This is a genomic window from Pseudomonas sp. W3I7, assembly GCF_030816095.1.
GTDB lineage: Bacteria > Pseudomonadota > Gammaproteobacteria > Pseudomonadales > Pseudomonadaceae > Aquipseudomonas > Aquipseudomonas salomonii.
Map to the genome: position 1 here is coordinate 2,321,873 of NZ_JAUSXP010000001.1, position 15,359 is coordinate 2,337,231.

The 15,359-nt window shown below is 61.8% G+C and carries 12 protein-coding genes; 5 read left to right on the plus strand and 7 right to left on the minus strand.

The features are described 5' to 3' along the window. Window positions 1-126: 126 nt before the first annotated feature. A complete protein-coding gene (locus QF043_RS10885) occupies window positions 127-1,275 on the minus strand; it encodes an aldose epimerase family protein (protein ID WP_307418470.1) in 1,149 nt (382 codons plus the stop codon). A 139-nt stretch (window positions 1,276-1,414) separates the two neighbouring features. Between QF043_RS10885 and QF043_RS10890 the strand changes: the two genes are divergently transcribed. Next, a complete protein-coding gene (locus tag QF043_RS10890) occupies window positions 1,415-2,182 on the plus strand; it encodes an SDR family NAD(P)-dependent oxidoreductase (RefSeq protein ID WP_307418471.1) in 768 nt (255 codons plus the stop codon). A gap of 5 nt (window positions 2,183-2,187) precedes the next feature. On the opposite strand, the gene QF043_RS10895 is transcribed toward QF043_RS10890, so the two are convergent. The 3 genes from QF043_RS10895 to QF043_RS10905 all read right to left on the minus strand — a co-directional run bounded on the left by QF043_RS10895 (window position 2,188) and on the right by QF043_RS10905 (window position 3,921). Next, a complete protein-coding gene (locus QF043_RS10895) occupies window positions 2,188-2,790 on the minus strand; it encodes a glutathione S-transferase family protein (RefSeq protein WP_307418472.1) in 603 nt (200 codons plus the stop codon). A gap of 43 nt (window positions 2,791-2,833) precedes the next feature. Further along, a complete protein-coding gene (mug, locus tag QF043_RS10900) occupies window positions 2,834-3,367 on the minus strand; it encodes a G/U mismatch-specific DNA glycosylase (RefSeq protein ID WP_307418473.1) in 534 nt (177 codons plus the stop codon). 83 nt (window positions 3,368-3,450) lie between these two features. Then, the gene (locus QF043_RS10905; RefSeq protein ID WP_235593120.1) at window positions 3,451-3,921 is read right to left on the minus strand and encodes a MarR family winged helix-turn-helix transcriptional regulator; all 471 of its coding nucleotides are present in this window, start codon (window positions 3,919-3,921) and stop codon (window positions 3,451-3,453) included. Window positions 3,922-4,196: 275 nt separating this feature from the next. On the opposite strand from QF043_RS10905, the gene QF043_RS10910 reads away from it, so the two are divergent. From QF043_RS10910 to yghU, 4 genes are read left to right on the plus strand one after another with little or no spacing between them, the layout of a single operon-like run. Next, entirely contained in the window at window positions 4,197-7,376 is a 3,180-nt protein-coding gene (locus QF043_RS10910; protein WP_307418474.1) for an efflux RND transporter permease subunit, read from the plus strand. A 1-nt stretch (window position 7,377) separates the two neighbouring features. After that, window positions 7,378-8,547: an efflux RND transporter periplasmic adaptor subunit gene (locus tag QF043_RS10915; protein ID WP_307418475.1), complete on the plus strand. Its 1,170-nt coding sequence runs from the start codon at window positions 7,378-7,380 to the stop codon at window positions 8,545-8,547. Then, entirely contained in the window at window positions 8,540-9,988 is a 1,449-nt protein-coding gene (locus tag QF043_RS10920) for an efflux transporter outer membrane subunit (RefSeq protein WP_307418476.1), read from the plus strand. Before QF043_RS10915 ends, QF043_RS10920 begins: the two co-directional genes overlap by 8 nt. Before the next feature lie 2 nt (window positions 9,989-9,990). Further along, complete coding sequence (yghU, locus tag QF043_RS10925) at window positions 9,991-10,827, plus strand: glutathione-dependent disulfide-bond oxidoreductase (protein WP_307418477.1); 837 nt, start codon at window positions 9,991-9,993, stop codon at window positions 10,825-10,827. A gap of 1,742 nt (window positions 10,828-12,569) precedes the next feature. On the opposite strand, the gene QF043_RS10930 is transcribed toward yghU, so the two are convergent. The 3 genes from QF043_RS10930 to QF043_RS10940 are packed head-to-tail and all read right to left on the minus strand — an operon-like array spanning window position 12,570 to window position 15,311. Beyond that, window positions 12,570-13,496, minus strand: coding sequence for a sugar ABC transporter substrate-binding protein (locus tag QF043_RS10930; RefSeq protein ID WP_307418478.1), 927 nt, complete (start codon window positions 13,494-13,496; stop codon window positions 12,570-12,572). A 19-nt stretch (window positions 13,497-13,515) separates the two neighbouring features. After that, window positions 13,516-14,295, minus strand: coding sequence for a TIM barrel protein (locus tag QF043_RS10935; protein ID WP_307418479.1), 780 nt, complete (start codon window positions 14,293-14,295; stop codon window positions 13,516-13,518). Then, complete coding sequence (locus QF043_RS10940; protein ID WP_307418480.1) at window positions 14,292-15,311, minus strand: Gfo/Idh/MocA family oxidoreductase; 1,020 nt, start codon at window positions 15,309-15,311, stop codon at window positions 14,292-14,294. The genes QF043_RS10935 and QF043_RS10940 overlap by 4 nt, the downstream gene beginning before the upstream one ends. Between the last annotated feature and the right edge of the window lie 48 nt (window positions 15,312-15,359).

The window sequence follows — 15,359 nt, forward strand, 5'->3', positions numbered from 1 at the left end:
ATGTACCCAGCAACCCTGACCCAACCCAAGACCTCAAACTGCCCCGGCACTCCCCGGTCACAAGGAAAAACCGGAGTGCCTTTAGCGAGGGCAACCCCGGCGCCCACACCCCGGTTGCACCAACAGTCAGTCGGCAGAGAACTTGAGCACAGTATTCTGGCTATAGCTCTGCCCCGGATTCAACCGAGTCGACGCAAACTTGGACTGGTTGGGCGCATCGGGAAAGTGCTGGGTCTCGAGGGTAAAAGCACTCCAGTGTTGATACGTCTTGCCGCCTTTGCCCTTCACCGTGCCGTCGAGAAAGTTGCTGGTGTAGAACTGCACCCCAGGCTCACTGGTGTAGAGCTTCAAACGCCGGCCAGATGCAGGGTCGTGTACTTCGGCGGCGAGTTGCTTGATATCGCCCTGGGTGTCGAGCGCCCAGTTGAAGTCAAACCCACCTTGTTTCGGCTCGGCAAACTTGAGCTGCGGATGTTCGTCCTTGATGTGCTGGCCGATTGGCGTGGGCTTGAGAAAGTCCATCGGCGTGCCCTTGACCGGTGCCAGCTCGCCGGTCGGAATCAGGGTGGCATTCACCGGGGTGTAATGGCTGGCATGCAAGGTCGCGACCTGCTTGAGAATGTCGCCGTTGCCCGCGCCGGCCAGGTTGAAATAGCTGTGGTTGGTGAGGTTGAGCACCGTGGGTTTGTCGGTGCTGGCCTTGTAGTCGATATGCAGTTCGTTGTTATCGTTGAGGCTGTAGGTGACCTCAGTCTTCAGGTTGCCGGGAAAGCCCATTTCACCGTCCTTGGACAGGTAGCTGAGCTTGACGCCAACCGAGTCCTTGCCCTTGACGGGTTCGGCTTGCCAAACGTGTTTGTCGAACCCCTGGGCGCCGCCGTGCAGCGAATTGGGGCCGTCGTTGAGCGGTACCTGATAACGTTTGCCATCAAGCTCAAACGCACCGCCCGCCAGGCGGTTGCCGAAGCGTCCGATGGTCGCGCCAAAAAACGCCGTGCCGCTCTGATAGCCCTGCACGTCATCAAAACCCAGTACCACGTCATCGATCTTGCCGTTTTTATCCGGCACTTTGAGTGACTGCAACACGCCGCCGTAGGTGATCACCGTGGCTTGCATGCCGTGGCTGTTGCGCAAGATGTACTGCTCGACAGCGGTGCCGTCATTGGTTTTACCGAAGGGTTTATGCTCGCTGGTTAGGCCCGCAGCCTGAGCGCCGCCGCTGGCGATCAGCATGGACAAGGCGAGGCCGGAAAGCAGGTGACGAGGGTGCTTCATGGTCGAACTTCCTTTTGTTGTTTTCAGTGGAATAGTTCTACTAATGTGCGATATTTTGTCGTTGCAGCAGCAGATTTATAGCCTTTTACGGCCTGTTTGCAAAATAAAATAAGACTAATTGAGTGGGGCGACCTTTTATATGATGACTTCACAGGCTGTTTACCCCGACCTTGAGGGTAAGACCGTTCTGGTTTCCGGTGGTGCCTCAGGCATTGGCGAGTTCCTGGTGCGTGCGTTCGCCGCCCAGGGGGCCAAGGTGGGTTTTGTGGACCGGGCGCAAAGCCAGGGCGAGCGCCTGGCCGCGCTGCTGCACTCCCAGGGCTACAACGTTGAGTTCGTGTGGTGCGACATTACCGATGAAATCGCCTACAAGGCGGCGATCGAGCGTTTTGAGCACTCGCTGGGGCCGATCACCGTATTGGTCAATAACGCGGCCAACGATGTGCGTCACACCCTGGAAGAAGTCGATTCGGCGATGTTCGACAGGCTGATCGCGGTCAACCTCAAGCACGCGTTCTTTGCCGCCAAGGCCGTGGTGCCGATGATGAAACGCGCCGGTGGCGGGGCGATCATCAACCTGGGCTCGGTGGGGTGGATGATGGCGTCTGCCGGCTACCCGGTGTACGCCGCCAGCAAGGCGGCTGCCCATGGCATGACCCGCGCCCTGGCACGGGAACTGGGCCCCAGCCATATCCGCGTGAACACCCTGGTGCCCGGCTGGGTCATGACCGACAAACAACTGGCGATGTGGGTCGATGATGCGGCCAAGGAGCTGATCAGCCGCAGCCAGTGCCTGCCCGGCAGCGTGCTGCCGGAACACATCGCCAATATGGCGTTGTTTCTCGCCGCCGATGCCTCGGCGATGTGTTCGGCGCAGAACTTTATTGTGGATGGTGGCTGGGTCTAGGCCTGCTACTCGATGGGGTAGCGCTTGAACGCCGGGTGCTGTTCGAGCCGGTCGGCGTGACGTTGCAGGTTAGGGAACGCCTTGGGGTCGAGCACCGACGGCAGTTTGAGTTGGGTGAACGACCACGCGACTGCCGCGGTCAGCGCCGCCTGGGTCAGCGGTGCGTCGGTGGGTTGGGCAAGGTGCTTTTCCAGCACTGAATAGGCGGCCAACAGTTGCGCGGTCACGCGGTCTACCCATGGCTCATGGCGTTTTTCTGCCGGGCGCAGATTGTCCTCATAGACGATCTGCACGGTTTTCTCGCAGGCCGCCAGGGCCAGCCCAAGCAGGTGCAGTTCGTGGGCGCGGGCGCCAGGCGCTTGCGCCAGCAGCTTCTTGTCGGTGGGGGCCTGGGCTTCGAAATAGTCCAGGATCAGGCTGGAATCCATCAGCACGGTGCCGTCGTCCAGCACCAGGGTCGGCGCCTTGACCACCGGGTTGATCGCGTGGAACTGCTCAAAGGTGCTGAACACCGACACCGACTGATGTTCAAACGCCACGCCGTACAGGTCCAGGGAAATTGCCACGCGGCGTACGTAAGGCGAGTCCAGCATGCCTACCAGTTTCATGAAGCCTCCGTTGCTTTCAGGTGATTGCTTTCAGGTGATTCGATCAGGAGATTAAGGGCACTGGATCGCTCTGTGCAATGGTTTCGCACAGTTGCCGATAGGCCTGCACCAACTGCTCCAGGTTGAACGCCAAATTGCGCCCACTGGGGTTGGGCAGCACCCATACCGCTGCGCCGCCCAATAACGGCGGCTGCAACCCCCAGCCAACCTCGCGTTGGCCGGACACCGCGCTATAACCGACCTTGCCCAGAAAGGCCACGAAGCGTGGCTGGCAGCGGCGGATTTTCTGTTCAAACGCTACGGCTGCGTCGTTGAATTCATGCCGCGCCAATTCCCGCGCGCTCGCTGTCGGGCGCTCCACCAGGGTGGTCAGGCCGCAGTGGTAGTCGAGCAAGCTGCACCCCGCTTCGGGGCGGATCTCATGGGGCGTAAAGCCGGCCAGGTGCAACGTACGCCAGAAGCGGTTGCTGCGGTTGGCGAAGTGCAGGCCGAGGGCGGCGGAGCCTTTGCCGGGGTTGATGCCGCAGAACACCACCTTCAGGTGCTCGGTGAGGATGTCTTCGAGGCTGTCGCTCATGTCGGGTCTACCTGCAAACGCATCAGCAACCATTGGCTAAAGCTGCGGGCCAATGGCGCATTTTCACTGTCACGGTGGGTCGCTTAGGCGTCCTTGGCCAACAGGGTGCGGGCAAATTCGTCGGAGGCGATAAAGTCCAGGGTCTGGCGCAGTTGCGCCGCGGCTTCACGGCCGAATGCCTGATCGAAGCGTTCGGCCATTTGCGTGGAAATACGCTTGGCCGCCAGGTGGGTGCGCTTGCCGTGTTCGGTCAGCAGCACGCGCCGGGTACGCCGGTCGAGTTCATCCACGCGCAGCTCCACCAGGCCGTCACGGACCAGCGGTTTGAGCGTGTGACCGAGCGCGGACAAATCCATCACCAGGGTTTGTGCCAGCTCGCCCATCTTCGGCGTGCCGGCCTTGGCGATGCGGTTGAGCAGCGCGTATTGCGTGGCTTTGAGCCCGCAGGGCGCGAACGCCTCGTCATAGATCTGGCCCAGGCGGCGCGAGGTGCGGCGCACGGCACCGTTGACGCAGGTGCTGGGGCTCTCGGAGCAAGGCGGGGCAGATTTCAAGGGCAGATACTCTCTGATACAAAACACGACGCGGCTGATTATGCCTGCGCGACCTGTCAGGACAAGGTCTTTCGGACCGAACTGACGTTCCAGATGAAAACTGAGACAGCTTGAAACAAATTAGTTGCGTATGCCACTAAATTCGATATCGTGGCATATGCCTCTTTGTGACCTGGATGTCGTTACAAAAACCCCAGGACGTGCATGGGGCGAGGCGGGAAAACGGCATGGCGAAGCCTGCTTGACCGACCAATCTCCTGTCTGGATCACCTCTTATGCTCAACCTCGTGCGCATCGCCTTGCTGCGCCCCTATACCTTTGTGGTATTGGCTATTTTCATCCTGATCGTCGGGCCGCTGGCGGCCTGGCGTACGCCGACCGACATCTTCCCGGAAATCCGCATTCCGGTGATTGCGGTGATCTGGCAGTACACCGGTTTGCCGCCTGACCAGATGGCGGGGCGCATCACCTCGCCATTCGAGCGGGTGCTGACCACCACCGTGAACGACATTCGCCATATCGAAGCGCAGTCGATGAACGGCTACGGGATTGTGAAGATCTTCTTCCAGCCCGGCGTCAACATCAGTACTGCCAACGCCCAGGTGACGTCGGTGTCCCAGGCGATCCTGCGGCAATTGCCGCCCAGCACCGTGCCGCCTTTGGTGCTCAACTACAGCGCCTCCACCGTACCGATCGTGCAGCTTGCACTCTCTGGGCCGGGCCTGAGCGAACAGCGCCTGGGTGATATCGGCCTGAACCAGGTGCGCCTGATGCTCACCAGCGTGCCCGGCGCGGCACTGCCATACCCGTTCGGCGGCAAGAGCCGGCAGGTGCAGATCGACCTCGATTCGGCGCGCATGCAAGCCCGTGGCCTGTCGGCGCAGGACGTCGCCACCGCCCTGGCCACGCAGAACCTGATTACGCCGGTGGGCACCCAGAAGATCGGCAGCTACGAATTCAACCTGCAACTGAACAATTCGCCGTCGGATTTCCATGACCTGGAAAACCTGCCGATCAAGACCGCCGATGGCACCACCGTGCTGATCCGTGACGTGGCCACCGTGCGCGACGGCAACCCGCCGCAAACCAACATCGTGCATGTGAACGGCAACCGCTCGGTGCTGCTGCCGGTGCTCAAGACCGGTTCGGCATCGACTTTGGGCGTGATCGCCGGGATCAAGGACAAGCTTGCCGACAACAAGGCTGCGTTGCCGCCCAACTTGAATATCGACCTGATCGGCGACCAGTCGCTGTTCGTGCGCTCGGCCATCAGCGGCGTGGCCCGTGAAGGCTTGATCGCGGCGGCGCTGACCAGTCTGATGATCCTGCTGTTCCTCGGCAGTTGGCGTTCGACGGTGATCATCGCCACCTCGATTCCGCTGGCGATCCTGGCCTCGATAGCCACGCTTTCGGCGCTGGGCGAGACCCTGAATATCATGACCCTCGGCGGCCTGGCGCTGGCGGTGGGCATCCTGGTGGACGATGCCACGGTGACCATCGAGAACATCAACTGGCACCTGGAACAGGGCAAGCCGGTGCAGACGGCGATTCTCGACGGCGCGGCGCAAATCGTGACGCCGGCGTTTGTCTCGCTGCTGTGTATCTGCATCGTGTTTGTGCCGATGTTCTTCCTTGATGGTGTGGCGCGTTTCCTGTTCGTGCCGATGGCCGAAGCAGTGATCTTTGCCATGATCGCCTCGTTCCTGCTGTCGCGCACGCTGGTGCCGACATTGGCCAACTACCTGCTCAAGCCGCATGTACACGGCGAGGACGGGCATGCGCCGTCGCGCAACCCGCTGGTGACGTTCCAGCGCGGTTTCGAGAAGCGTTTTGAGGCCTTTCGCGAGCGTTACCACAGCGTGTTGCACGGCGCCTTGCACCATCGTCGCGCGGTGGTGATCGGCCTGCTGGCGTTTGTTGCCGTGTCGTTTGCACTGGTGCCGTTCCTGGGCCGCAACTTCTTCCCCGAAGTCGATTCCGGGCTGATCCTGTTGCACGTACGCGCCCCGGTGGGCACACGGGTGGAGAGTAATGCGCACTTGATCGCCGACATCGAAAACGCGATCCGCCGCAACGTCCCGGCCCAGGAACTCAAAGCTTTGGTCGACAACATCGGCCTGTCCATCAGCGGTATCAACGTGGTGTACAACAACACCGGCACCGTGGGTTCCCAGGACGCCGATATCCAGATCAGCCTTAACGAAGGCCATCGCCCGACCGCCGAGTACATGCGCCAATTGCGCGAAACCCTGCCACGAGAGTTCCCGAGCGCGGTGTTCTCGTTCCCGGCCTCGGACATTGTCGGGCAGATCCTCAACTTCGGTTCTTCGGCACCGATCGACCTGCAAATCACCGGCAATAACCTGGCGGCTAACTTCACCTATGCCAGCGCGCTGCTGCGTGATATTCGCCGGGTACCGGGGGTGGTGGATGCGCGCATCCAGCAGTCGCGGCAATTGCCGACGTTCAATATCGACGTGGACCGCACCCGTGCGCAGTTGGTCGGCCTCACCGAACGGGATGTGACCAACAGCCTGGTGGTCAACCTTGCCGGTTCCAGCCAAGTGGCGCCGACGTTCTGGTTGAACCCGGCCAACGGCATTTCCTACCCGATCGTGATGCAAACCCCGCAATACAACCTGGAAAGCCTGGCCGCACTGCACAACTTGCCGCTGAGCGGCAGCAATGGCGCGGCCACCGACCAGACCTTGGGCGGCCTGGCGAATATCCAGCGCAGCCACAGCAGTTCGGTGTTCAGCCAGTCGGATATCCAGCCGGTGGTTGAGGTGCTGACGGCGATTCAGGACCGCGATTTGGGTGGCGTCGCCGCCGATATCCAGAAGATCATCGCGGCCCACGCCGGTGAAGTGCCGACCGGCTCCAAGGTGATTTTGCAGGGCCAGGTGCAGACCATGAACGCAGCCTTCAGTGGCTTGCTGTTCGGCCTGTTGGGCGCGGTGGTGCTGATCTACTTGCTGATCGTGGTCAACTTCCAGTCCTGGGCCGACCCGTTTGTGATCATCACCGCGTTGCCGGCGGCATTGGCGGGCATTGTGTGGATGCTATTTGTCACCCATACGCCGCTGTCGGTGCCCGCCTTGACGGGAGCGATCATGTGCATGGGCGTGGCCACCGCCAACGCCATTCTGGTGGTGAGCTTCTGCCGTGAGCGCCTGGCCGTGCATGGCGATGCCGTGCAGGCCGCGCTGGAGGCCGGTTTCACCCGGCTGCGGCCGGTGTTGATGACCGCCATCTCGATGATCATCGGCATGGCACCCATGGCTTTGGGCCTGGGCGAGGGCGGCGAGCAGAACGCGCCGCTCGGGCGTGCGGTGATCGGCGGGCTGGCGTTTGCCACCATCGCCACGTTGATTTTGGTGCCGTTGATTTTCAGTTTGGTCCACGGGCGTCGGCAACACGCCACGCTGGCGACTACCGTTTCCCAAGGGGTTTGACATGTCCGTTTCCAGTTCTCAAAAAAAACCGTCCCGTGGCCTGCTGTGGCTGGTCGTGGGCGGGGTGACGGTGGTGGTCATCGTCGGTGTCGGCCTGAGTGTGCGCGCCAGTGAGTCCCGTGATCTCAAGACCTGGACCGACGCCCAGGCACTGCCCAGCGTCAACCTGGTCACGCCGGTGGTGCAAGCGCAAGGCCCGGTACTCAACTTGCCGGGGCGCATGGAGGCTTATTCGCGGGCGTCGATCTTTGCCCGGGTCAATGGCTACCTGAAATCCTGGAATGTCGACATCGGCACCCGTGTCAAAGCTGGCCAGGTATTGGCCGAAATCGACACCCCGGAACTCGACCAGCAACTGCTGCAAGCCCGCGCCACTTTGGCTTCGGCCCAGGCCGATGAACACCTGGCCGAAACCACCGCTAAGCGCTGGCAGGCGATGCTCGCGACCGACTCCGTGTCGCGCCAGGACGTCGACGAGCGCACTGGCGACCTGACCGCCAAGCAGGCCAAGGTGACGGCGGCCAAAGCCAATGTCGAGCAGTTGGTGGCGACCAAGGGCTTCCAGCATCTGGTCGCGCCGTTTGCCGGTGTGGTCACCGCGCGCAGCACCGACGTGGGCGCGTTGATCAGCGCTGGCGGCACCGCCGGCAAAGAGCTGTTTGCGGTGGCCGATGTCAGCCGCTTGCGCGTGTATGTGCAGGTGCCGCAGACCTTCTCGCCACAGATTCGCGAAGGCACCACGGCGCGCCTGAGCGTGCCGGAGTATCGCGGCGAAACCTTCACCGGCAAGGTGATCGCCACCGCCGATGCGGTCAACGCCGCGTCTGGCAGCACCTTGGTGCAACTGCTGGTGGACAACCCCGGCGGCCGCCTGCTGCCCGGTGGCTACACCAGCGTGCAGTTTGATTTGCCGGTGCAGGCCGACGTGCTGCGCGTACCGTCCAGTGCCCTGGTGTTCGATGACAAAGGCATGCGCGTTGCCACCCTCGACAGCCAGGACCATGTGCACTTCAAAACCGTCACCATCGCCCGTGACTTTGGCGACAGTGTGGAAATCGCCAGCGGCCTGCAAGCGGCCGACCGCGTGATCGATACGCCGCCGGATGGTCTGGCCGATGATGACTCGGTGCAATTGGCAGCCGCTTCCGCCGAGGCCAAAACCCATGGCTAAGCACAACCTGCTGGGCCTGCTCGTCACCTTGAGCCTGGGCGCCTGCTCGTTGGCGCCGCCGCTTGAAGTGCCGCAAACCCCCATTGCCGCGCAGTTTCACACCCAAGGCCCGTGGACCGTCGGCGCGCCCGACGACCAGGCCAACCGTGACGGCTGGTGGCGCATCTACAACGACCCGCAGCTGGACGCGATGCAGCAGCAGTTGCTCGACAACAACCCGGACCTGAGCGCGGCACTTGCGCATTACCAGCAGGCCCAGGGGTTCCTGGCCCAGGACCGTTCGGGGTTGTTTCCCAAACTTTCGGCCAACGGCAGCGGCCAGCGTATTCGCCAGTCGGACACCAGACCGCTGCGCTCGGCCACCTCGCCGGACGTCTACAACTCCGCCACGCTGGGGCTTGAGGTGGACTATGAAGTCGACCTGTGGGGCCGCGTGCGCGACACGGTTGCGGCGGGCACCAGTGACTCGGAGGCAGCCAGGGCCGATCTTGCGTCGGTACGCCTGAGCCTGCAAGCGCAATTGGCTGACAGCTACATTCGCCTGCGTGGCATCGACTGGCAAAACCAGTTGCTGCTGGAGCAGGCCCGAGACGCCTACACCAAAGCCCTGAACCTGACCGAAGGCTTGCACGGCGGCGGTATCGTGTCCGGGCTGGACGTGGCGCGGGCGCGCACGCAGCTGTCGACGGTCAAGTCGCAACTCAAACAGAGCCTGGTGCAACGGGCGCTGCTGGAGCATTCGATTGCGGCGATGCTGGGTGAGTCGGCATCAACCTATACCGTCGCCGTCAATGTAGCGCCGATTGCCTTGCCCAACGTGCCCACTGGCGTGCCGTCGAGCCTGCTGCAGCGCCGCCCGGATATTGCCGCTGCCGAGCGTCGCATCGCATCGGCCAATGCGCGTATCGGCGTGGCTAAGGCTGCGTGGTTCCCGCAGATCACCTTGAGCGCCCAGGGCGGTTATCAGAGTGACGAGTTTGCGCGTTTGCTCAGCGCACCGAACCTGTTCTGGGCCATCGGCCCGTCGCTGGTCGGCACGCTCTTTGATGGCGGCGCGCGTCAGGCCCAGGTGGATATCGCCAAGGCCGCGACCGACGAAGCCGCGGCCAAATACCGCAGCGTGGTGCTGGGCGCTTTCGAGCAAGTGGAAGACAACCTGTCGCAGATCGCCGGCCTGGGCAGTGCCCTGGATGACCAGCGTGACGCGGCCGCCGCCGCGCAATACGCCGAAGACCTGTCGACCTCGCGTTATCGCCAGGGCGCCGTGGCCTATTTGGATGTGGTGACCGCCCAAGTGGCGGCGCTGGAAGCCAAGCGCAGTGTGCTGCAACTGCAAACCCAGCAATTAAGCGCTAATGTGGGCCTGATCAAGGCGCTGGGCGGCGGATGGAACGTGGTCCAACTGGCCGCATCGAACAGTACTCAAATCAAGGAGAAGTGAGCATGACCGACTACCTACCCCCGAAGGTGTGGACCTGGGACACCGAAAGTGGCGGCACTTTCGCCAGCATCAACCGACCCATTGCCGGTGCGACCCATGAGAAAGCACTGCCGGTCGGCAAGCACCCGTTGCAGCTGTATTCCCTGGCCACGCCGAATGGGCAGAAGGTCACCATCCTGCTCGAAGAACTGCTGGCCCTGGGGCACACCGGCGCGGAATATGACGCGTGGCTGATCAAGATCGGCGATGGCGACCAGTTCGGCAGCGGCTTTGTGGCCGTCAACCCCAATTCCAAGATCCCGGCGTTGATGGACCACAGTGGTGACACGCCGATTCGCGTATTCGAGTCGGGTGCGATCCTGCAGTACCTGGCCGAGAAGTTCGGTGCGTTCTTCCCCACCGAGCCTGCTGCGCGTGCCGAGTGTTTGTCGTGGTTGTTCTGGCAGATGGGCAGCGCGCCGTATCTGGGCGGCGGCTTCGGGCATTTTTACGCCTATGCGCCGAGCAAGATGGAATACCCGATCAATCGCTTCGCCATGGAAACCAAGCGTCAGTTGGACGTGCTCGACCAGCGCCTGGCGGTGAGTGAGTACATTGCCGGCGATGAGTACACCATTGCCGATATTGCGATCTGGCCCTGGTATGGCGGCTTGGTCAAAGGCCGTTTGTATGGGGCGTCGGCGGAGTTTTTGTCGGTGCACGAATACAAACACGTGCTGCGCTGGGCCGAGGCAATTGAAGCCCGGCCGGCGGTGCAGCGTGGGCGGCGGGTGAACCGGGTGTCCGGGGCACCTGAAGAGCAACTGGCTGAGCGCCACAACGCCACCGATCTGGACTGAAACCCGATCAAAAATGTGGGAGCGGGCTTGCTCGCGAATGCGGTGGGTCAGTTATGAAATGGGTGACTGACACTGCGCAATCGCGGGCAAGCCCGCTCCCACATTTGGATCTCCATAGTTTTCCAAACTATTTGTGGCGCTGCTCGAACGGCACCCACACGTTGCGCTGGCCGAGGCGGTTGAAACACACCGATTTTGGACTGAAACTCGATCAAACTGTGGGAGCGGGCTTGCTCGCGAATGCGGTGGGTCAGTTATGAAATGGGTGACTGACACTGCGCTTTCGCGAGCAAGCCCGCTCCCACATTTGGATCTCCATAGTTTTCCAAACTATTTGTAGCTGCTCGAACTGCACCCACACATTGCGCTGGCCGAGGCGGTTGAAATACGCCGATTTTGGACTGAAACTCGGTCACCTGTGGGAGCGGGCTTGCTCGCGAATGCGGTGGGTCAGTTATGAAATGGGTGACTGACACTGCGCTTTCGCGAGCAAGCCCGCTCCCACATTTGGATCTCCATAGTTTTCCAAACTATTTGTAGCTGCTCGAACTGCACCCACACATTGCGCTGGCCGAGGCGGTTGAAATACGCCGATTTTGGACTGAAACTCGGTCACCTGTGGGAGCGGGCTTGCTCGCGAATGCGGTGGGTCAGTGATGAAATGGGTGACTGACACTGCGCTTTCGCGAGCAAGCCCGCTCCCACATTTGGATCTCCATAGTTTTCCAAACTATTTGTAGCGCTGCTCGAACGGCACCCACACGTTGCGCTGGCCGAGGCGGTTGAAATACGCCGATTCTGGACTGAAACTCGATCAAACTGTGGGAGCGGGCTTGCTCGCGAATGCGGTGGGTCAGTTATGAAATGGGTGACTGACACTGCGCTTTCGCGAGCAAGCCCGCTCCCACATTTGGATCTCCATAGTTTTCCAAACTATTTGTAGCGCTGCTCGAACGGCACCCGCACGTAGCGCTGGCCGAGGCGGTTGAAACACACCGATTTTGGACTGAAACCCGTTCACCTGTGGGAGCTGGCTTGCCTGCGAATGCGGTGGGTCAGTTATGAAATGGGTGACTGACACTGCGCAATCGCGGGCAAGCCCGCTCCCACATTTGGATCTCCATAGTTTTCCAAACTATTTGTAGCGCTGCTCGAACGGCACCCACACATTGCGCTGGCCGAGGCGGTTGAACCACACCGATTTTGGACTGAAACTGGATCAAACTGTGGGAGCGGGCTTGCTCGCGAGTGCGGTGGGTCAGTTATGAAATGGGTGACTGACACTGCGCTTTCGCGAGCAAGTCCGCTCCCATATTTGGATCTCCATAGTTTTCCAAACTATTTGTAGCGCTGCTCGAACGGCACCCACACGTAGCGCTGGCCGAGGCGGTTGAAACACACCGATTTTGGACTGAAACTCGGTCACCTGTGGGAGCTGGCTTGCCTGCGAATGCGGTGGGTCAGTTATGAAATGGTTGACTGACACTGCGCTTTCGCGAGCAAGCCCGCTCCCACATTTGGATCTGCATAGTTTTCCAAACTATTTGTAGCGCTGCTCGAACGGCACCCACACGTTGCGCTGGCCGAGGCAGTTGAAGCACACCGATTTTGGACTGAAACTCGGTCACCTGTGGGAGCTGGCTTGCCTGCGAATGCGGTGGGTCAGTTATGAAATGGGGGACTGACACTGCGCTTTCGCGAGCAAGCCCGCTCCCACATTTGGATCTCCGAATTCTTCCAAACTATTTGTAGCGCTGCTCAAACACCGCCACCTGCTCCGGCTTGATCAACTCAAACGGTACCCACACTTCCGATTCAATCGGTTCGCCCTTGATCATCCGAATCGCCGACTCCACGGCCTGTGTGGCTTGCGCCTTGGGGTCCTGGAATACCGAGGCGGTGAGCATCCCGCGCTTGATCGCTGCGAGGCCATCGGGCAAGCCGTCGATACCGATAATCGCGATTTCACCCTTGGCCTTGCCTGCCTGTTGCAATGCCATGGCCGCGCCAATCGCCATTTCATCGTTGTTGGCCACGATGGCATCGAACTGGGTGCCCGCCAGCAGCCAATTGCTGGTCAGGTCCATGCCTTTGCTGCGTTGCCATTCGGCGCTTTGCTGCTCGACCACCTTGATGCCGGGAAAGTCCTTGAGCACCTGCCTGGCGCCTTCGGTGCGGTCATGGGTGGCGTTCTGCGCGAGGTCGCCCATGATGATCGCGACATTGCCTTTACCGCCGAGCTTTTCCGCCAGGTAGCGCATCTGCAATTGCCCGGCTTCGATGTCGTTGGAGGCCACCGTGACCACGCCTTTGGGCAGCGTGCGTTCGTCCGGGTGGCGGTTGACGTACACCAGCGGCGTCTTCGCGGCCACGGCGGCGCGGGTCATGTTGGCGGTGGCGGCGGTGTCCACCGGCAGCACGATCACCGCGTCGACTTTCTGGTTCAGAAAGCCTTCGACCTGATTGAGCTGGCGGACCACGTCGCCCTGGGCGTCTTCGAACTGGATCTGTACATTCTGCTGTTTGGCGGCGGCTTCCAGGCCGGTGCGCACGTAGGTCATAAAGTTATCGTCAACCCGGGCAATGCTCACGCCGATGCGGTAAGCGGCGAAGGTCCATTGGCTGAACAGCAGTAAAAAAGCAGCAACGATCAATGCGTAACGAGGCATGAGGCGGTTCCTTTTTTTGTTATAGGGTGAAGGCCTGGCGGAAACGTTGCAGCGCCAGCTCGCTGTCGCCACTGGCCCAGCCTTCGAGGCCGACCACGCCGCTGTAGCCGATGGCGTGCAGCTCCCTGGCGATGGCCGGGTAGTGGATCTCGCCAGTGCCCGGCTCCTTGCGTCCTGGCACGTCGGCCACCTGGATTTCGCCGATGGCGCTGCCTGCGCGCTGGATCAGCTCGATCAGATTGCCCTCGCCGATTTGCGCGTGGTACAGGTCCAGGTTCATCTTCAGGTGCGGGCTGCCGACGGCTTCGATCAGCGCCAGGGTGTCGTCGGCACGGGCAAACGGCACGCCGGGGTGGTCGACGTCGGTGTTGAGGTTTTCCAGCAAAAACACGCGGCCGGCGTCTTCGCCCAGGCGCGCGATTTTTTCCAGGGTCTTGCACGCGCTCAGCCACATGCGTGCGGTGGTCTGGCCCACCGGCTGCACCGGCAGGCCACCGTCACCCAGGCCGGTGCCGTGCAGGTTCAGGCTGGGGCAGTTCAGGCGTGCGGCAACACCCAGGGACTCGCGGGCGCTGTCGAGTAACTGACGGATACCGTCGGGGTCGGTGAGGGTGCCGCTGATGTAGCCGGTCATGGAGGTGAAGTCGGCGCCGGTGGCGGCCAGTGCGCCGATGTCCTTGTGGGTCCAGTTCCAGATTTCGGCGCTGAACCCCAGGGCATGAATGCGCTTTACGCGTTCGATGAAGGGCAGGTCGAGAAACACCATCTCGGCGCTGACCGCCAGCTTAAACGGCATCATCGGCGGGCTCCTGGCACGGCCACGGCCTTGCCGGTTTCGAACGACTCGATGCAGGCGCGGGCAATCGCCAGGGCAGCACGTGCGTCTTCGCCGCTGGCCAGAGGTTTGGCGCCGGTGCGCAAGCACTCGACGAAGTGGTTGAGCTCGGCAATGTAGGCGTCACGCAGCAGGTCGGTGTCCATGCGCTGAGTGTCGGCCTGGACCCCGTGGGCCAGGTAGCGCACCAGGTCGGATTCGTTGAGGCTGCCCATGCTCAGCATGCCTGCGCTGCCGAACACTTCGCCGCGCACGTCGTAGCCGTAGACCGCCTGGAAGTTGGCCTCGGCGGTGGCGATGGCGCCATTGTCGAAGCGGACCGTGACCACGGCGGTGTCGAGGAAGCCTTTGCTTTTGTATTGCGGCGCAATCAATGCGTCGGCCATCACGTAGACCTGCACCGCCTCGGCGCCCGGGTTGAGGTAGCGCAGGGTGTCAAAGTCGTGGATCAAGGTTTCGAGGAAGATCACCCACTGTGGCGAGTTGGCGGGGTTGTTGAGCGCCGGGTCGCGGGTCAGCGAACGCAGCAGTTGTGGCGTCCCAATGCGCCCGGCCGCCACGTCGAGGTGGGCGGTGCGAAAGCTCTTGGCAAAACGCCGGTTGAAACCCACTTGCAGCGGCACGCGGGCATCGGCAGCAGCGGCGATGGCGCGGTCGGCTTCATCGAGGGTGATGGCCATGGGTTTTTCGCAGAAGATACCCTTGCCGGCGCGGGCAGCGCTGATCACCAGTTCGGCGTGGCTGCGGGCGGGGGCGGCGATAAGGACGCCATCGATCTCCGGGTCGTCGAGCAGTTGCTGTGGGTCGGTGTAGACCTTGTTCACGCCCAGCTCCGTCGCCAGGCGTGCGGCCTGGCCGGGCGTGGGGTCGGCGATGGCGGCGAGGCAGGCGCCGGGGATGTGGCGGGCGGCCGTCAGGCCGTGGAAACTGCCCATGCGACCGGCACCGATCAAACCCAGGCGGATGTTCTGTGTACTCATGCAATGACCCCTTTTTATTGTTGGCCGCGGGACAGTTGTCAACGGCTA